The following is a 17,793-nucleotide window of genomic DNA, read 5'->3' on the forward strand; positions in this document are numbered from 1 at the left end:
GCGTGAAACCAGTGAAGGAGAGAATCAGTATGAAGAACATGAAGCTTACCAAGACTCTGTTGATCGTCGCTATCGTTATTCTGGCTACGGTGGCCTTTGCTGCTGAAGAAGGCGCGGCAACCGGTACTTCGTTTGCTGCTATCGGCAAGGGGCTGGCCATCGGTCTGGGTCTGCTGGGCACGGGTATGGCCCAGAGCGCCATCGGTGCAGCGGCTGTGGGTGCGGTGGCCGAGGATCGCCGTAACTTTGGTACGGCCCTGATCTTCTTCCTCATTCCCGAAACGCTGGCTATTTTCGGTCTGGCCTTCTCGTTCCTCATCAACTAGCGCCGATGCCAGATAGCCAGTGGTGTACCCGCCATTGGCTATCTGCAAGAAGCTTATAGAGGAGCCCAATGTCAAAACTCGAGGACATTCTTCAAAGTGAAGTGGCCGCCGAGATCAGCGCCATCGCTGCCGAAGCCGAGGCAAAGGCTCAGTCGATTCTGAGCCAGGCTGCGCAGCAGGCCGAGGCCCTCAAGGCCAGCAAAGAACGCCAGCTCGAGGCCGAACACGCCGCGGCTTTGCGCCGGGCCGAGAGTGCGGCGGAGCTGCTGGTCAACCAGGCCCGAATTGCGGCCAAGGGGCGGGTGGTGGAGCAGGTTAAAGCCGAAGCGCTGCGGGCCCTGCAAAACCTGGCCGTGCAGCCGGGCTTCGCCGATACGCTCCAAAAGCTGGCTGAAGAGGCGCTGGCCGAGCTGGGGCAGGCCGAGGCGGTGGTGGTCAATCCTGCCCATACCGCTCTGCTGGCCGACTGGGCCAGGGCGCGGGGGTTGGAACTCAGGGCCGATGAGGCCATCCGGGATGGGGTGCGCCTGGTGGCCCAGGGCGGGCGGTCTTACGTGCAGAACACGCTGACCGAACGCCTCGAGCGGGCCTGGGATGCGCTTTCCGCCAAGGCGGCCAAGGCCATTTGGGGGTAGTGTGCTGACCCGTAACGCCTTTGCCTATCTCAACGCTCGGGTGCGCTCGAGGCGAAGCCAGATGGTTCCGGAGTCTTTTTTTCAGCAAGCCTTGGGCCGACCCTTCCCCGAATTCATACGTTTGTTGTCGGAAACGGTCTATGGCGCCGATTTGCTGGGCGATACCCTGGACGATGTGGATCGGGCGGTTTCCAATCACCTCGCCCGTACAGTGGGCGACCTGCCAACCCTGGTATCGGGCGAGCTGCGCGAGCTGGTGAGTCTGCCACTGCTGCGGGCCGATCTGATCAACCTCAAGGCCATTCTGCGCGGTAAGCAGAGCGGCAAGGCCCCGGAGGAGATCAAGGCTGGGCTGGTAGGGGGAACCCTCAAGGAACCCATCCTTAACGCCATGTTGCAGGCACCCGATGTTGCCAGCATGGCTCAGGTGTTGCAGGTTCCCGGACATCCTTTAGCCAAAGCGCTGCGCAATGCCCTGATTGGCAACCCCGAACCGCTGGCCCTCGAGGTCGCGCTGGATCGCGAGTTTTTTGCCGCTACCTTCAAAAAGGCCAAGAAGCTGCGCCAGAACTTTATCGCTTCCTTCTACGCTTTAGAAGCGGATGTCACCAACCTGTCCACCGCTTTCAAGCTGCAGGCCCTGGGCGCGGCCAACCTCAACCTGGACAACTACTTTGTGCCAGGCGGTAAGCACCTGAGCCGGGCGGTTTTTGGTCGGGTTGCGGCAGGGGATCTGGCTGCCCTGGAAGCGCTGAATGGTACCCCTCTGGCACCTGTGGTGGGGGTGCGTACCCTGGGGGATCTCGAGCGCATCTCGCGGAGGGTTTTACTCGCCAAAGCCAGCACGGGTGCCACCGATAGCCTGGGGGGTGGATTGGTGCTCGACTACATCCAGAAAAAGCTGTGGGAGGGCGCGCGCATCCGCCTCCTGGCCCGGCGGGCCTACTACAACCTGCCGGCCGATGCGGTGGCGAAGGAGGTCGCATGAAAATTGGGGTGCTGACCGATGCCGAAACCGCTTCCGGCTATCGTATGGCCGGCCTCGAGGCCGTGGTTGCGGCTCCCGAGGAGGCCGCCCTCAGGCTGGTCGAGATGATTCAGTCCAACCAGTACGCGCTGGTGGCGGTAGACCAGCGCCTGCTGCCCGATCCCAACAAGGCCGCCGAGCGGGCTATGCGCGGGCGCAGCGCGCCGGTGTTGCTTTCCCTGCCCAACCTGCTCGATACCTTCAGCGGGGGGGGCGATGCCAAGGCCTACATGCGCCAGCTGGTACGCGAGACCATCGGGTTTGACATCAAGCTATGAGCCCATAGCGTGGGAGCGTTTAGCCAAACTATAGAAGGCTGCTGGCAAACGGTTCTACGCATCCGACAAAGGAGGATAGATGGGAACCATCAAAAAAATCGCAGGGCCGGCGGTGATCGCCGAGAACCTGCAAGGCGCCAAGATGTACGACATCGTGCGCGTCGGGAACGAAAAATTGGTGGGTGAGATCATCCGTCTGGATGGCAACACCTGCTTTATTCAAGTCTACGAAGACACCAACGGCCTCAAGGTGGGCGAGCCGGTGGTCACCACCGGCCTGCCGCTGGCCCTCGAGCTGGGCCCCGGCTTGCTGAACGGCATCTTCGACGGGATTTTGCGCCCGCTGGACAAGATCCAGGCGGTGTCGGGCATCTTCATCAGCCGGGGTATCGAGGTTTCCTCCCTGGATCGCACCCGCAAATGGGACTTCACCCCCTTGAAGAAAGTGGGCGACGAGGTCAAAGGGGGCGACATCCTAGGCACCGTGCCGGAGTACAGCTTCACCCACAAGATTCTGGTGCCACCTGACAAGGCCGGCCGTATTAAGTACATTGTGGAGGCCGGGCAGTACACCATCGACGATACCATCGCGGAGCTCGAGGACGGCACCAAGCTGCGTCTGGCCCACTTCTGGCCGGTGCGCAAGCCCCGCCCCTTCACCCGCAAGCTCGACCCCAACCAGCCCTTCCTGACCGGGATGCGCATCCTGGACGTGCTCTTCCCCCTGGCTGCCGGGGGTACGGCGGCCATCCCCGGCCCCTTCGGCTCGGGTAAGACCGTTACCCAGCAGTCCATTGCCAAGTACGGGGATGCCAACATCGTGGTGTATGTGGGCTGTGGTGAGCGCGGCAACGAGATGACCGACGTGCTGGTGGAGTTTCCCGAGCTGGAAGACCCCCAGACCGGCCGCCCCCTGATGGAGCGCACCATCCTGGTGGCCAACACCTCCAACATGCCGGTGGCGGCCCGCGAGGCCAGCCTTTACACCGGCATCACCCTGGCCGAGTACTTCCGCGACCAGGGCTACAAGGTCTCGCTGATGGCCGACTCCACCAGCCGCTGGGCCGAGGCGCTGCGCGAGATCGCCTCACGCCTGGAAGAGATGCCCGCCGAGGAAGGCTACCCGCCCTACCTGGCCTCGCGCCTGTCCAGCTTCTACGAGCGGGCTGGCAAGGTGATCACCCTGGCCGGTGAGCAGGGCGCGGTCTCGGTGATCGGCGCGGTCTCGCCGGCGGGCGGTGACTTCTCCGAGCCCGTCACCCAGTCCACCCTGCGCATTACCGGTGGTTTCTGGGCCCTGGATGCCCAGCTGGCTCGAGCCCGCCACTTCCCGGCCATCAACTGGGCCCGCTCGTACTCCCTGTTCCTGAACATCCTCGAGCCCTGGTACCGCGAGAACGTGGCCCCAGACTACCCCGAGGTGCGCACCCAGATTATCACCCTGCTGCAGCGCGAGGCTGAACTGCAACAGGTGGTGCAGCTCGTGGGCCCCGACGCCTTGCAGGATGCCGAGCGGCTGGCCCTGGAAATCGGTCGCATCGCCCGCGAGGACTTCCTGCAGCAAAACGGCTTTGACCCGGTGGACGCGAGCTGCTCAATGGCCAAGGCCTACGGCATCATGCAGATGATCCTGGCGGCCTACAAGCAGGGCGAGCTGGCCCTGGCCAAGGGGGCGACCATCGCGGACTTCCTGAACGACCCGGTGATCGAGAAAATCGGGCGGGCCCGCTACGTGCCCGAGGAGGAGTTCCCCGCCTACAAGGCCGAGTTCGACCAGATGATCAAGACCGCTTTCCTGGGTGCGGTCAAGGCGTAAGGAGGTTTTGATGCTCAAGAAAGAATACAACGCCGTAACTTACGTCTCCGGCCCGCTTTTGTTCCTGGAGGGGGCCGCCGATCTGGCCTACGGCGCCATCGTAAACATCGACGACGGCACCGGCCGCATCCGTGGCGGTCAGGTGATTGAAGTCTCCGACCAGTACACGGTTTTGCAGGTCTTCGAGGAGACCTCGGGGCTGAACCTCGAGCGCACCACGGTATCGCTGGTGGAAGACGTGGCCCGCCTGGGCGTTTCCAAGGAGATGGTGGGCCGGGCCTTCAACGGGATTGGTAAGCCCATTGACGGCCTGCCCCCGGTGGTGGCCGACAAGCGCCTGCCCATCAACGGTGCGCCCATCAACCCGGTGGCCCGCGAGAAGCCCGAGGAGTTCATCCAGACCGGGATCAGCGCCATTGACGTCAACATGACCCTGGTGCGCGGCCAGAAGCTGCCCATCTTCTCGGGCTCGGGCCTGCCCCACAACGAGCTGGCCGCCCAGATCGCCCGCCAGGCCAAGGTGCTGGGCGAGGGCGAGGGCTTCGCGGTGGTGTTCGCAGCGATGGGGATTACCCAGCGCGAGGTGAGCTACTTCATGCAGGAGTTCGAGCGCACCGGGGCTCTCTCCCGCTCGGTACTCTTCCTCAACAAAGCCGACGACCCCACCGTGGAGCGCCTGCTCACTCCCCGCATGGCCCTGACCGCCGCCGAGTACCTGGCCTTCGAGCACGACTACCACGTGCTGGTCATCCTCACCGACATGACCAACTACTGCGAGGCCCTGCGCGAGATCGGTGGGGCCCGTGAGGAGATCCCGGGCCGCCGCGGCTACCCCGGCTACATGTACACCGACCTGGCCTCGCTCTACGAGCGCGCCGGCGTGGTGCACGGCAAGAAGGGCTCGGTCACGCAAATTCCCATCCTCTCCATGCCCGGTGACGACATCACCCACCCCATCCCCGACCTCACCGGCTACATCACCGAGGGGCAGATCTTCATCGCCCGCGACCTGGCCCAGCAGGGCATCTTCCCACCCATCAACGTGCAGCCCTCGCTCTCGCGTCTGATGAACAACGGCATCGGCAAGGGCAAGACCCGCGCCGACCACAAGGAGCTGGCCGACCAGCTCTTCAGCTCCTACGCCCGTGGGGTGAACCTGCGCCGTCTGGTGGCCATCACCGGTGAGGACGCCCTCACCGAGATGGACAAGAAGTACCTGCGCTTTGCCGAAAACTTCGAGAAGAAGTTCATCAACCAGGGCCAGAAGGAGCGCTCCATCGAGGAGAGCCTCAACATCGGCTGGGCTTTGCTTGCAGACTTCCCGCCCTCCGAGCTCAAGCGCATCCGTCGCGAGTACATCGAGCAGTACCACCAGAAGACCGGCAAGCTGGAAGAGCTGGTGGGGGCCTAAGATCCTTTGCCCCTAGAGGGGAATTGCCATGGCTGAACAAGTCTCACCGACACGCTCAACCCTGCTGGCCAAGCGCGATCAGAAGCGGCTGGCCTTGCAAGGCGTGGAACTGCTCAAAAATAAGCGGGATGCTCTGATCGGCGAGTTTTTTGCCCTGGTGCAGGACTCCCTCAAAGCCCGCGAGGCCCTCAACAACGCGGCCAAGGAGGCCTACTTCAGCCTGCTGATCGCCAAGGCCTTTGACACCCCCGAGGCGGTGGAGTCGCTCTCCAGCACCCCCCTGGAGGTGCGCATGGAGGTGGAGAGCCTTTATGGGGTCAAGGTGCCCCGCATCTCGGCCCCCGAGGCCGGGGCTGGGCTGTCCTTCAGTCCCATTGGGGTGGGGGCCAAGACCCTCGAGGCCGCCACAGCCTTCCGCCGCCTGGCCGAGGCCATTGTCGCGGTGGCCAACACCGAGAACCGCCTGCGCAAGATCGGTGAGGAGATCAAGAAAACCAACCGCCGGGTGAACGCCCTGGAGCAGATCTCCATCCCCGAGATCAACGAGCAGATCAAGTTCATCACCGATACCCTCGACCAGCGCGCCCTGGAAGAGGTGACCACCCTCAAGCGCATCAAAGCTGCCATCCTGGCCCGCGAAGCCGAGGAGCAGGGCATCGTTTCGGCGCATATCGAGAAGGGCGCAGGGCTTTAGTCGAGGCAGCGTGGCAGGGCCTCGAGCAGGGCTTCCTGAGCCTCGGGGGGCTGGGCCGAAAGCCGGAGCCATTCCGGTAAACCAAACGAGGTGCAGTCACGCACCCGGATGCCCTCCTCTCTCAACCGCCGGGCTACTTTGGTAGCCCGGCCTACTTTTACCATCAGAAAATTGGCGGGGCTTTCCTGCACCTCGAGGCCCAGCGTTTGCAGCCCGCTGGCAAGCTGCTTGCGCAGACTCCAGAGTTCTTCGCGGGTGCGGGCCAGCCAGTCCTGGGAGCTGGGTTGCAGGGTGGCCTGTAAGAAGGCCTCGCCATGCACCCCCACCACCCAGGAGGGCGCCAGGTTGCGGAAGTGTACCAGGCTTTGCGGCGCAACCAGATACCCAGCCCGCACCCCGGTAAGGCCGTGGGCCTTGTTGGGGCTGTACATCCGCCAGGCGCTGGGCGGCAGGGCGGGTGGATCGGGCAGCAGGTGGTAGTAGGCCAGGTCGAGCACCAGGGCAATGTGGTACAGTTCCGCGATGTGGGCGGCTTCCTCGATAAAAGTGTAGATCTCGCCGGTAGGGTTGTTGGGTACGCATAAAAAGGCCAGGGTGGCCTTAGGAAGCAGACTCAAAAAGCTCTCGGCGTCGGTAGCCCGCAGCAAGGGCAGCTCAGCCGGCTGGGCCGCACGGGCATACTCGCTGAAGGTGGGGGGGAGGATGAGCATGGGCCCGCGCAGATAGCGCCAGCGCGTTAGACGATGGATGATCTCGCTGGTGCCTCCTCCTACCGCAACCTGCTCAGGGGTCACCCCATGAAACGCGGCCAGGGCCTGGTGCAGTTGGGTGTAGAGGGGATCGGGGTACCGGCTGGGATCCACGGCCTGGATGGCGGCCAGGGCGTAGGGATCGGGGCCCAGGCTGTTGGCGTTGGTGGAGAAGTCGTAGCGGGGGGTGGGGCCGGCATCGGTGCCCCCATGGATGGGCGTGAGTACGTCATCGATCATGTGCCACGATTATGGAGGATGGCCGGGGTGGTTTATGTGGGCTATCCTCAAGTCGTATCTAGAACATTCCCAGAATACCCCTACCTGCCATCCAAGTGCCCAGGCCGGCCAGGAGCCCTGTGCTCCAGCCGACCCAGGCGGCCCGGCGCAGCCCGGCCCGCACGTCATCGGTGGTAGGAACGCGCCCGTTGGGGTGCAGGGTGTACGCGCCAGGCTTAGACAGGCGCAGATTCAGCCGGAGGGCCAGGCCGGCCATGGGCCAGCCGCTGTTGGGTGAGGGGGTTTTGTGGGCTTCCCTGGACAGGGTTTTCCAGGGGCAAGCCAGGCCGCACAGCAACAGGCCGGTGAGGCGGGCTGGGATGTAGTTGAGGAGGTCGTCGGCCCTGGCGGCGAACTTACCCGCCCATTCCCATCGGCCCCGGTACCCCCACAGGGCGTCGGCGGTGTTGGCAAAGCGGTATAGAGCAGCCCCTGGCAGGCCCAGCAGCACGAACCAGAAAAGCGGGGCCACCAGGGAGTCGTTGAGGTTTTCGGCCAGGCTTTCCAGGGCGCTTTCGCGTACCTCACTTTCCGATAAGGACTCTGTGGGGCGGCTGACCAGGTTGCGCAGGCGCAGCCGGGCGGCCTCGAGGTTTCTTTGCAAAGCCTCCTCCACCGCAACCACCTCATCCAGAAGCATTCGAAAGGCGAAAAGGGGTTTGAGCAGGAGGGCGGCCAGGACAGCTTCAACCCCACCGCTTGCCCTGCCGATCAGGGCCTCGAGGCCGGTATACACCCCGACGACCGCGCCACATCCCAGGAGCCAGTAACAGCCACCCAACAGAAAGGCTTTTGTGGGGGGATTGGCGGTGAGGCCGCTGCCCACCGCCTTCAGGTAAGTCCCCATCCAAACCACCGGGTGCAGACGGGCCGGGGGTTCGCGGAAAAACCAGTCCAGGAGTAGGGCCAGGACAACCGCCATGCGATCCTGGAGGCTATGCGAGGGCGTCCTGATCGCGAATGGTTTTGGGCCGCCCGTCCTCACCCAGGGCCACCATGACGAAGCCGGCCCGGCAGGCCAGAATCCGCTCTTCTTTGTCGATGGGTTCTACCCACATCTCCACCTCGAGCCGCATGGAACTGCGCCCCACCGAGGTGACCCAGGCCACCAGCTCCACAATCGAGCCTTGAGGAACCGGATGATGAAAGTCGATGGCGTCGGTGTGTACCGTAACCACCTTGCAGCGCGCATAGCGGGTGGCGGCCACAAACGCAGCTTCGTCCATCCAGGCCATGGCCGTACCCCCGTACAGGTTGCCGTAGTGGTTGCAGTCGGGGGGGCGCACCAGGTGAACCGTGCGGGTTTTGGGCTTCATGCCAGACCTCGCCGCCGCGCCCGCTCCTCCCGGTAGAGGATGTAAGCCCGTGCCACCGCCGGGTAGCTCTGCATCAGCCCCTCCTCCACCAGATCCTGAATCTCTTCGATATGTAGCCCTTGCCGCTGGGCTTTGCGCTTGATGGGGTTCAGGATATGCCGTTCGATCACCCCTGGATCCAGGGCCACACCGCAGGCATCCCCGGCCCGCTCCACCGCCCGCACGATGCGCAGCTCGTCGAAGGGCACCACCCGCCCATCCCGCTTGGTGACGGGCTGGTACTCCGGCTGGAGGCCCTCAAAGATAAAGTCCTCGTCGGTGATGGGTTCCACCCGGATGGCCTTCACGTAGCCGTTGCCTTTGGTGGAAAAGAAGTCGTGGTTTTTGGTCTCGGTGCGGAGCCCCGCCAGCACCACCGGGTTAACCGCATCGGCCGCAACACCAAAGTAAGGCTCCAGTCCTAGATTCATCAGGGCCTTGTCGGCGTTATAACGGGAGAAAGTAATGACTGCTTCCTCCAGTCCTAAAGGGGTGTAGAGCATCCGGCTGTAGCGCTCCTCCAGCCCCGCGAGATGCTCCAGCATCCGGTAGACCCCCTCGCGCGCGGCCCGCTGGGTTGCTTCAGGCAGCCGGGCGTACACCTCCTGCGCCAGCAGGCCCACATACACCCCGTGAATGCTCTCGTCACGGATGATCAGGTTGATGATCTCGCCCGAGTTGGTCATCCGGCCCTGCCCGGCCAGGAGCAGGGGATAGAAAAAGCCGGAGTAGAACAGAAACGACTCCAGCAGCACGCTGGCCGCTAGGCCCAGGTATAGGCTTGAATCGTCCTGCACCCCCAGGTAGCGGCGGTGCACGAAGACCTGCTTCTCCTGCAAAACCGGCTCGCTTCGTACCCAGTCAAAAAGCTCGCCGATGCGCTCGCTGGTGCATAGGGTGGAGAAGATGCTGCTGTAGCTCTTGGCGTGCATGTGCTCCATGGCCCCCATGAAGCCCATCACCGCTTTGGCCTGGAGGCTTTCGATGTGTTGCGACAAGAGGGGCATGCCCACGCTGCCCTGCACGGTGTCCAGCAGGGTGAGACCGGCCAGCACCTGCTCGTAGACCCGCTGCTCCTCTTTGGAGAGGGTTATCCAGGTGAGCTTGTCGTCGGCCAGGGGGATCTCCTCGTCCACCCAGAACTGCCGCACGTTCTGATCCCAGAACATCTTGGTGTAGGCATCGTCCGGGCGGTTCCAGTTGACCGCCTGCAGAACCGATAAAGTTGGTGACATCCTAAGCTCCTTTCTAAACTGCGCAGGATAAGCACTCCTCCACGCTGAGGTTTTTGGTGCGGGTGTAGTACAGGCTCTTGAGGCCCTTCTTGGCCGCGTACACGTACAGCCGGGCCAGCTCACGGGTGCTGGTCTCGCTGGTCACGAATAAAACCGTGCTGATGCCCTGATCCACGTGCTGCTGCGCCTCGGCCACCAGGTCGATCACCCGGTACATGTTCATGTGATACGCCGACTTGTAAAACCAGTAGGTCTCCTCGGAGAGGAAGGGCATGGGGTAGTAGGTGGTGGCGTTGCCGTAGGTGCGGGTCTCCACGTGCTCCACGATGGGCTGGATGGAGGGGGTGGCGTTCTGGATGTAGCTGATCGAGGCGGTGGGGGCCACCGCCAGCCGGTAGGCGTGGTAAAGGCCGTGCCGCTGCACCTCTTCTTTCAATTGGGCCCAGTCCGCTGGGCTGGGTAGGGGAATGCCCTCGAAGAGTTTCTGCACCCTTTCGCTCTGAGGCCGGAAATCCTCGTGTAGATACTTTTCGAAGTACTGCCCGCTGGCGTACTCGCTTTGTTCGAAGCCGAAGAAGGTCTGGCCGCGCTCGCGGGCGATCTCCTTGGAGCGCTCCAGGCTGTAATAGTTCATTGCCGCAAAGAAGCTGCGCACGAAGTCGCGGGCCTCTTCGGACTCGTAGCGGATCTGGTTTTTGGCGAAGAAGCCGTGCAGGTTCATCACCCCCAGGCCCACCGAGTGGAAGGCCTGGTTGGCCCGGTAGACCCCCGGCACCTGCCGCACCGCGCTGGCGTCGCTTACCGCGGTGAGGGCATCCATCGCGGTGTACACGCTTTCGGCTAGCTTCCTCTGCTCCATTACGTTGACGATGTTCAGGCTGCCCAGGTTGCAGCTGATGTCGAAGCCCGCCTCCACCACCTCCCCGGCGTCCCCCACCAGGGTAGGGGTCTGGAGCTGGAAGATCTCGGTGCAGAGGTTGGACATCTTGATCTGGCCGAGGGCTTTTAGCGCGTGCTGGCGGTTGGCGTTGCTGCGGTAGACGATGTAGGGGTAGCCCGACTCGAACTGGGTCTGAGCGATCCGGGTGAGCATCTGACGGGCCGAAAGGGGCCGCTTTTTGACCTCGGGGTGGGCGAGCAGGGCCTCGTACATCCGGTCGATGTCCATATCGTCGAGGTGTTCCCCAAAGGCCCGGTAGACCGAGTAGGGTGCGAAGACGTAAAAATCTTCTCCGGCCTCGGCCAGGTCGAAGAACTTTTGTGGCACGATCAGCCCCAGCGAGAGGGTTTGCAGGCGGCTTTTCTCATCGGCGTTGATCTTTTTGGTATCCAGAAACTCCTCCACATCCCAGTGGAAGATGTTCAGGTAAACCGCCCCGGCCCCTTTGCGCTGGCCCATCTGGTCGGCGTAGTTGAAGGCGTCTTCCAGCAGCTTGGCCACCGGCACCACCCCCTTAGCGGCGTGGGCCACCCCCTTGATGGGTTCCCCCCGTGCGCGCAGCTTGGAGAGGTTGAGGGCCACCCCACCGCCGATCTTGGAGAGCTGCATGGCGGCGTTCAGGTTATAGCCGATGGAATTGAGCGAGTCGTCGAGCTCTAGCAGAAAGCAGGATACCAGCTCGCCCCGCCGGGCCCGGCCCGCGTTCAGGAAGGTGGGGGTGGCGGGCTGGTAGCGCTGCTCCATCATGGCCCGCAGATAGCTTTCGGCCTTGTGCACATTTCCCTGCCCCAGGTGCAGGGCCACCGCCAGCACCCGGTCAGGGTAGCGCTCCAGGTAGAGCTTTTTGTCGTCGCTTTTGAGGGCATAGTCCTTGTAAAACTTGGAAACCGCCATGAAGCTCTGGAAGCGGAAGGGGTAGCTGTGGGCCAGGTGGTAAAGCCGCAGGAGATCGGCGGCCTCGTAGCGGGCGAAGAAGTCCTCGTAGTAGCCCTCTCGGATCAGCGTTTGCAGACGTTCCAGGGGATCGGCAAAACGCCGGAGCCGCAGCGAAACTTCCTCCTCGAAGGCCTGGGCCGCATCGAGGTCTTTCTCGAGCTGGAAAAAGCCGTTTTTCTTATATAGCAGCGCACTGTTCAGTTCCAGATAGCGCATGGATGGCCTCCTGGACGATCTCTAGATCCTTTGGGGTTCCGGATAGTTCAAACTTGTGGATGACTTTAATGCCGTAACGTTCAGCCAGCATGTCGGCAGCGCGGGCGAAGTTCTGCCCCCAGTTGCGGTTGCCGCTGGCCGCCACCCCCAGCACATAAGGCCGGTTGCCCTCCACGAAGCGCAGCACCTCCGGGGGGGCCTGGCCGAAGCCGGTGGTGTAGGTGATGAGCAGGCAGGGCTCAGCGATTTTTTCCGTTCCATCGCTAAGGCGCTGGCTCTTCAGGCCCAGCCGAGCGGCAAAGCGGGCTACGTTACCGGTTTTGGAGGCATAGATGATCAGCAAAAGAACCCCCTTTGTCGACACAAAGAACGCCTTGCAAGACAAACAACTCTGTCCTGGAAAGGTCGAACAGCGGGGCAGGTGCTCGAGGTCTAGCCGCTACCTTTTTGTGCAGGGAGATTCATTCAGACCATCCTTTCCGCCCCTTGCGCGGAGGCGAGCGATGAGGACTCAAAGCAGGCATTCGGGCTATAACCGTTGCGCGACAGCGGCGGAATTGCACCGCACTTCCCCTGTCTTTGAACCCAGAAACCACATTTTGTGGTTTCTGCGAAGGAAAATACTATATATTGTTGATTTCGTCTAGGGGGGTGGGCGTAGAATAACCCCTCGATGTTGGATGGATTGATTGGTCTGGGGCTGTGGTGGGCAGGTGCTGCCTGGGTGCGCCGCTTTGGCTGGGCCTGGGGGGTGGTGGGGGTCTGGCTCAACCTGCTGTGGTTCATCTACCAAAACGAGCTGGGGCAGGGCTGGCTGTTCTACCTGCGGGGGGTGGGGCTGGCCTTTCTGCTGGCGGTGGGCTACCGGCAGTACGGGCTGGCCTGGGCCCTGCTGCCCTGGCCGCTGCTTTTTGCGGGGCGCTTCGAGCTGCCCATGCTATGGCCCTACCTTCCGGCCTGGGGTGAGGGCTTGATGCTGGGGGCGGTGGTTTATTTGCTGGTGGGGCTTTTTAGAAGGCCCTGATACAGCTCGGGGCGGCGCTGGGGGAAGACCGGGAACTCCTGGCGCAGCCGGGCCGGGAAGGCCGGGTCTAGTTCGATAAGCCCAAAACCCTCGGATTCGACCCGTAGCAGCTCCTGGCCCAGGGGGTCTACGGCCAGGCTGGGCGCGCCGAAGGGCTCTTCGGCATGGTTGACGGCCACCAGGTAGGCCTGGTTTTCGGCGGCGCGGGATTTGCAGAAAAGCTCCCAGGCGTAGCTGCGGCTTCTGGGCCAGGCTGAGGGAATCAGGAATAGGTTGACACCTTGCAAGGCATAGGTGCGGAAAAGCTCGGGAAAGCGCAGGTCGAAGCAGATGGCGATGCCCACCTTAAAGCCCTCCAGCTCGAGCGTAACCAACTCCTGCCCCGGAACCATGGTCTCGGGCTCGCCAAAAGCCGGAATCAGGTGGGTTTTGGTGTAGCTGGCCTGTACCCCGGCCGGCCCCACCACCTTGGCCCGGTTGGCGTGGCGCGGGCCGGCTTGCTCGAGCACCCCTGCTACCAGGGTCAGGCCGGTCTGGGCGCAGAACTGCTCGAGCCGGGCCAGCACGCTGGGGGTAGAGGCGGCATCGGCGAAGCGGTAGCCGCTGGAAAACAGCTCGGGCAGTACCGCTACCTTGGCCCCTTGCTGGTGGGCTTGCAAAAGGAGCTCGAGGGCCTTTCCCAGCGTGGCCTCGGGGGTTTCACGGGTGGCCAGATGAATCAGCGCAACTTTCATTTGCTCTCCTGTAAGCGGTAGGCCAGGTAGGGCAGGCCCAGCCCTAGCGCACTGCCCAGGAGGGCCGCGCCAGGCTGGCTATCCACGCCCAGGGCCAGCCCGGCCAGTTGTACCAGAATCAGGGCTGCCAGCACGTAGACGTACAGAGGGATTACAAAGGGCTTACCGCTGCCGTACTGCACCAGCCCAGCCCCCACCAGGGTAGTTACGGAAAGAGTTGCACCGAAGGGGCTGGGTTGAAGGAAAAAAAACCAGATAAAGCCGGCGATTCCGGCGTAGATGAGGGTGCGGGCCAGCCGGTCGGGGGCTAGCAGGCGTGATGGAAATCCGCGCAACCCACCCTCCAGCCGCTAGGACTTAATAAAGCGCCAGACAATCAGGCTGGACAGGATAAGCCCCAGGCCACCCCAGGCCACCTGCGGCTCCTGCCCGGCAAATCCCAGGAGGGTTGCCAGCACCCCGGCGCTCAGAAAGCCCAGGGCATACCTGGGGTTTACCGTCAGACCCAGCAGCAGGGCCACCAGAAAGCCCGAGAGCGCCGGCGGTATGCCGGCCCCAACCGCGACGACCACGATCAGCAAGCCCAGGGTGATGATCAGACCTAAGAAGTAAGCGCCTGGAAAGGGCTCCTTGCTGGGTTTATCCGTTGCTTTGTTCGCCATATTTGCACCTATCCTCGGGGTTGCTGCAGTTTGACGCACAAACCGTTTTTTGCTTGGGGTAAGACCACCCCGGGGTACCCTAGCTTACCGCTTTTGGTGGTGTTTTGCCGGGGGCTTTCTCTAAAAACCTGCCGGGAGGCTTTTTACTATTGGCTATCGGCATGGGGCATGTTAGCATTCTTTGCTAGCTATGGCCCTTATCGTGCAAAAATACGGCGGAACCAGCGTGGGCGACCTCGAGCGCATCCACAAGGTGGCCCAGCGCATCCACCACTACCTCGAGAAGGGGCATCGGATTGCTGTGGTGGTCTCGGCCATGGGCCGCACCACCGACGAACTGATCGCCCTGGCCAGGCGGGTCAATAAACGCCCGCCCCAGCGCGAGCTCGACATGCTCACCACCATCGGCGAGCAGCAGTCGGTGGCCCTGCTCTCGATGCAGCTCCACGCCATGGGCATCCCTGCGCGGGGTTTTACCCAGCACCAGATTGGCATCACCACCGATGGACGCTACGGAGATGCCCGAATCCTGCGGGTGGAGCCCACCCTCATCCAGCAGGCCCTGGATAGAGGGGAAGTGGCAGTGGTGGCGGGCTTCATGGGCACCACCCCAGAAGGTGAACTAACCACCTTGGGGCGGGGCGGCTCCGATACCACCGCGGTGGCCCTGGCCGCGGCCCTGGGGGCGCAGGAGTGCGAAATTTTTACCGACACCGAAGGGGTCTACACCACCGACCCCCACACCATTCCCGAGGCCCAGAAGCTGAGCCGCATCGGCTACGATCAGATGCTGGAGATGGCCGCCCTGGGGGCGCGGGTGCTGCACCCCCGGTCGGTCTACTACGGTAAGCGTTACGGGGTGAGAATCCACGTGCGCAGCAGCTTTTCCTACAACCCTGGCACCATTGTTACGGAGGATGGAATGGAACTCGATCGCCCAGTGACGGGGGTGGCCCTCGACGACGAAATCGCCCAGATCGGCCTGGTGGGTATCCCTGACCGGCCCGGTATTGCCGCACGGGTCTTTGAGGCCCTGGCCCGCAAGGGGGTGGCGGTGGACATGATTATCCAGGGCGTGCCCGGCCACGAGGCCAGCCGCACCCAGATGGCCTTCACGGTCAACCAGGACTTTGCCGAGGAGGCCATGGAGGCCCTCGAGCCCGTCCTGGCTGAGATTGGCGGCGAGGCCCAGCTGCGCCGGGACATCTGCAAAATCTCCATCGTAGGCGTGGCCCTGGCCTCGACCCCCGGCATTCCGGCCCGCATGTTCCAGGCCCTCTCGAGCGTGGGGGCCAACATCGAGATGATCGCCACCAGCGAGGTGCGCATCTCCGCCATCATTCCCCTGCAGTTTGCCGAGGCCGCCCTGCGCGCGGTGCACAGCGCCTTTGAGCTCGATAAACCGCTGGCCTGAGCGGCGGTGTTGCGGATGTTATAGCAGTGCGCCAAGTCCGGCCTTTCCGCCCCCAGGAGTGCCCATGAGCGAAGCCCAAGGCTATTCCGGCAAACAATACCTGAGCTGGCAGGACATCACCAACCTGGTCTCCAGGCTGCTGGGCCAGCTCAACCCCAACGACTTCGACTGCATTCTGGCGGTTACGCGGGGCGGTATGATTCCGGCCTGTCTGGTCTCGGAAGCCACCGACCAGCGCAATATCCTGACCGCTGCGGTGATGTTTTACACCGATGTGGGTGAGACCATCAAAGACCCCGTGTTTTTGCAGTTTCCTTCGGATAGCCTGCTCTATGGCAAGCGGATCTTGATTGTGGACGATGTGTGGGACTCGGGCAAAACCGCTGTAGCGGTACGCGAGCGCGTCAGGCTGGCCGGGGGACACCCCCAGGTGGCGGTGTTGCACTACAAGCCCCAAAAAAGCCAGTTCCCTGGCGATGCCCCCGACTACTACGCAGCCGAGACCGACGCCTGGATTGTGTACCCCTGGGATCCGGCCCAGGGCTGGACGGCGCTGGGGCAGGGGGTCAGCCAGGCCTGAGCCTGGCTCCACTCATACCAGATTCGGTTAGTTCGGCGCCGGAAGGCGGCGAACTAACCCGACCGAAGTTATCCGCGTAGCGGAGGGCGATACCGCCCCTTGGAAGGGATACGCTTTCTTCGCCGAGCGTAGCGAGGGGTGTGCTCTAGGATTCAAAAAGATAGCCTCTGAATGTTTTTTGTTTGAAGATTATCTTTTTGAATCCGGTATCACCAAGCAGCGCCCGGATTTAATGTGTGCTCGAGGCCCTACTCGAGCACGCTTTTTGCAAAGCCTCATAGCAGAACGGGTTGGTTCAGCGCTGGCAGGCGGCGAACCAACCCGACCGAGATGACCATCTTTTTGAACCCGCTACTACTTGATGAGCCCCAGCTGCAACACCGCGTCGCGCTCATCGGCCAGCTCCTTGGCGCTGGCGTCCATCTTGCTGCGGCTGAACTCGTTGATCTCCAGACCTTGCACAATTTCAAAGTCGCCGTCTTTGCAGATACAGGGGTAGCTGTACACCAGCCCCTCGGGGATGCCATAGGAGCCATCGGAGGGGATGGCCATGCTGACCCAGTCGCCCGCCGGGGTGCCCAGGGCCCAGTTGCGCATATGGTCAATGGCGGCGCTGGCCGCCGAGGCCGCCGAGGAAGCCCCACGGGCTTCGATAATCTCCGCCCCGCGCTTGGCCACTTTAGGGATGTAGGTGTTGACGTACCAGTCGTGGTCGCCTACCAGCTCGTAGGCATTTTTGCCGCCCACCTCGCAGTGGAACAGGTCGGGGTACTGGGTGAGGGAGTGGTTGCCCCAGATGGTCATTTTCTTGATATCGCTGACCGGCACCTTAAGCCGGGCGGCGAGCTGGGAGATGGCCCGGTTGTGGTCGAGGCGGGTCATGGCGTGGATCTGGCGCGGCGAGAGGTTGGGGGCGTTTTTGTAGGTGATGAGGGCGTTGGTGTTGGCAGGGTTGCCCACCACCAGCACTTTGACGTGCTTGCGGGCGTTGTCCGAAAGGGCCCGGCCCTGGGTGGTAAAGATGGCGCCGTTGGCCTGCAGCAGGTCGGCGCGCTCCATACCTTGCTTGCGGGGCATGGCCCCGACCAGCAGGGCATAATCGGCATCACCGAACGCGATGTTGGGGTCATCGGTAGCAACGATGCCGGCCAGGGTGGGGAAGGCGCAGTCCTCGAGCTCCATAATCACCCCACCCAGGGCCTTGAGGGCGGGGGTGATCTCCAGCAGTTGCAGAATCACCGGTTGATCCTTGCCCAGCATCTCTCCCGCAGCAATGCGGAACAGCAGACTATAGCCAATCTGACCGGCTGCACCGGTAACCGCCACACGTACAGGGGATTTCATCTGAAAACTCCTTTCGTTGGGCCGCAGCCCATTTCTACCGCCCACGATAATAACGCGACAAAAGCCGAATGTCGAAGGACAGCGGTTGGGGGTAGTTACACCGATTGGGGGAGGGTTTCACCAAAGAAGCGCTCTAGA

At 62.8% G+C, this 17,793-nt stretch carries 20 protein-coding genes and 1 riboswitch; of the genes, 10 read left to right on the forward strand and 10 right to left on the reverse strand.

The genetic code is table 11. The features are described 5' to 3' along the window. The first annotated feature begins 29 nt into the window (after positions 1–29). From MTAI_RS03610 to MTAI_RS03640, 7 genes are all read left to right on the forward strand, one after another. On the forward strand, positions 30–326 hold the full coding sequence (locus MTAI_RS03610) for an ATP synthase subunit K (protein ID WP_027887218.1): 297 nt from the start codon (positions 30–32) through the stop codon (positions 324–326). Between the two features lie 68 nt (positions 327–394). Further along, on the forward strand, positions 395–961 hold the full coding sequence (locus MTAI_RS03615; protein ID WP_027887217.1) for a V-type ATP synthase subunit E: 567 nt from the start codon (positions 395–397) through the stop codon (positions 959–961). Continuing rightward, a complete protein-coding gene (locus MTAI_RS03620; protein ID WP_043983360.1) occupies positions 921–1,949 on the forward strand; it encodes a V-type ATPase subunit in 1,029 nt (342 codons plus the stop codon). The genes MTAI_RS03615 and MTAI_RS03620 overlap by 41 nt, the downstream gene beginning before the upstream one ends. Continuing rightward, positions 1,946–2,266: a V-type ATP synthase subunit F gene (locus tag MTAI_RS03625; RefSeq protein WP_027887215.1), complete on the forward strand. Its 321-nt coding sequence runs from the start codon at positions 1,946–1,948 to the stop codon at positions 2,264–2,266. Before MTAI_RS03620 ends, MTAI_RS03625 begins: the two co-directional genes overlap by 4 nt. A 79-nt stretch (positions 2,267–2,345) precedes the next feature. Then, a complete protein-coding gene (locus tag MTAI_RS03630) occupies positions 2,346–4,082 on the forward strand; it encodes a V-type ATP synthase subunit A (RefSeq protein ID WP_027887214.1) in 1,737 nt (578 codons plus the stop codon). A gap of 10 nt (positions 4,083–4,092) precedes the next feature. Continuing rightward, positions 4,093–5,493, forward strand: coding sequence for a V-type ATP synthase subunit B (locus MTAI_RS03635; protein WP_027887213.1), 1,401 nt, complete (start codon positions 4,093–4,095; stop codon positions 5,491–5,493). A 28-nt stretch (positions 5,494–5,521) separates the two neighbouring features. Further along, on the forward strand, positions 5,522–6,187 hold the full coding sequence (locus MTAI_RS03640) for a V-type ATP synthase subunit D (protein ID WP_027887212.1): 666 nt from the start codon (positions 5,522–5,524) through the stop codon (positions 6,185–6,187). On the opposite strand, the gene MTAI_RS03645 is transcribed toward MTAI_RS03640, so the two are convergent. Genes MTAI_RS03645 through nrdI form a run of 6 tightly spaced genes read right to left on the reverse strand, consistent with a single transcriptional unit; the run spans position 6,184 to position 12,240 of the window. Then, positions 6,184–7,176: a pyridoxal phosphate-dependent aminotransferase gene (locus MTAI_RS03645; RefSeq protein ID WP_063843398.1), complete on the reverse strand. Its 993-nt coding sequence runs from the start codon at positions 7,174–7,176 to the stop codon at positions 6,184–6,186. The genes MTAI_RS03640 and MTAI_RS03645 overlap by 4 nt on opposite strands. 58 nt (positions 7,177–7,234) lie before the next feature. After that, entirely contained in the window at positions 7,235–8,137 is a 903-nt protein-coding gene (gene cbiB, locus MTAI_RS03650) for an adenosylcobinamide-phosphate synthase CbiB (RefSeq protein WP_027887211.1), read from the reverse strand. A 13-nt stretch (positions 8,138–8,150) separates the two neighbouring features. Continuing rightward, positions 8,151–8,531, reverse strand: a complete 381-nt coding sequence (locus tag MTAI_RS03655) for an acyl-CoA thioesterase (RefSeq protein ID WP_027887210.1) — start codon at positions 8,529–8,531, stop codon at positions 8,151–8,153. Next, positions 8,528–9,805 (reverse strand): class 1b ribonucleoside-diphosphate reductase subunit beta, encoded by a 1,278-nt coding sequence (gene nrdF / locus MTAI_RS03660; RefSeq protein ID WP_027887209.1) that lies wholly within the window; start codon positions 9,803–9,805, stop codon positions 8,528–8,530. The genes MTAI_RS03655 and nrdF overlap by 4 nt, the downstream gene beginning before the upstream one ends. A 13-nt stretch (positions 9,806–9,818) precedes the next feature. After that, entirely contained in the window at positions 9,819–11,897 is a 2,079-nt protein-coding gene (gene nrdE, locus MTAI_RS03665) for a class 1b ribonucleoside-diphosphate reductase subunit alpha (RefSeq protein WP_027887208.1), read from the reverse strand. Beyond that, on the reverse strand, positions 11,860–12,240 hold the full coding sequence (gene nrdI / locus MTAI_RS03670) for a class Ib ribonucleoside-diphosphate reductase assembly flavoprotein NrdI (protein WP_027887207.1): 381 nt from the start codon (positions 12,238–12,240) through the stop codon (positions 11,860–11,862). Before nrdI ends, nrdE begins: the two co-directional genes overlap by 38 nt. Positions 12,241–12,408: 168 nt before the next feature. Next, positions 12,409–12,480: riboswitch (adenosylcobalamin-variant (AdoCbl-variant) riboswitch) on the reverse strand. Between the two features lie 90 nt (positions 12,481–12,570). Between nrdI and MTAI_RS03675 the strand changes: the two genes are divergently transcribed. After that, positions 12,571–12,921: a hypothetical protein gene (locus MTAI_RS03675; protein WP_027887206.1), complete on the forward strand. Its 351-nt coding sequence runs from the start codon at positions 12,571–12,573 to the stop codon at positions 12,919–12,921. Here the strand turns inward: MTAI_RS03675 and MTAI_RS03680 are convergent. Genes MTAI_RS03680 through MTAI_RS03690 form a run of 3 tightly spaced genes read right to left on the reverse strand, consistent with a single transcriptional unit; the run spans position 12,888 to position 14,317 of the window. Further along, positions 12,888–13,655 carry a carbon-nitrogen hydrolase family protein gene (locus MTAI_RS03680; protein ID WP_027887205.1) on the reverse strand — a complete coding sequence of 256 codons (768 nt, stop codon included), beginning with the start codon at positions 13,653–13,655 and terminating at the stop codon, positions 12,888–12,890. The two genes, MTAI_RS03675 and MTAI_RS03680, sit on opposite strands and share 34 nt — an antisense overlap. Further along, on the reverse strand, positions 13,652–13,990 hold the full coding sequence (locus MTAI_RS03685) for a hypothetical protein (protein ID WP_027887204.1): 339 nt from the start codon (positions 13,988–13,990) through the stop codon (positions 13,652–13,654). The genes MTAI_RS03680 and MTAI_RS03685 overlap by 4 nt, the downstream gene beginning before the upstream one ends. A 15-nt stretch (positions 13,991–14,005) precedes the next feature. Then, a complete protein-coding gene (locus tag MTAI_RS03690; protein ID WP_027887203.1) occupies positions 14,006–14,317 on the reverse strand; it encodes a hypothetical protein in 312 nt (103 codons plus the stop codon). A gap of 190 nt (positions 14,318–14,507) precedes the next feature. On the opposite strand from MTAI_RS03690, the gene MTAI_RS03695 reads away from it, so the two are divergent. Together MTAI_RS03695 and MTAI_RS03700 are read left to right on the forward strand one after the other, a co-directional pair. Further along, positions 14,508–15,731 carry an aspartate kinase gene (locus MTAI_RS03695; RefSeq protein ID WP_027887202.1) on the forward strand — a complete coding sequence of 408 codons (1,224 nt, stop codon included), beginning with the start codon at positions 14,508–14,510 and terminating at the stop codon, positions 15,729–15,731. A 64-nt stretch (positions 15,732–15,795) separates the two neighbouring features. Then, positions 15,796–16,311: a phosphoribosyltransferase gene (locus MTAI_RS03700; RefSeq protein WP_027887201.1), complete on the forward strand. Its 516-nt coding sequence runs from the start codon at positions 15,796–15,798 to the stop codon at positions 16,309–16,311. 354 nt (positions 16,312–16,665) lie between these two features. Here the strand turns inward: MTAI_RS03700 and MTAI_RS03705 are convergent, their stop codons facing one another. Continuing rightward, entirely contained in the window at positions 16,666–17,655 is a 990-nt protein-coding gene (locus tag MTAI_RS03705; protein ID WP_027887200.1) for a malate dehydrogenase, read from the reverse strand. Between the last annotated feature and the right edge of the window lie 138 nt (positions 17,656–17,793).

The sequence above is a fragment of the Meiothermus taiwanensis WR-220 genome (assembly GCF_003568585.1).
GTDB lineage: Bacteria > Deinococcota > Deinococci > Deinococcales > Thermaceae > Meiothermus > Meiothermus taiwanensis.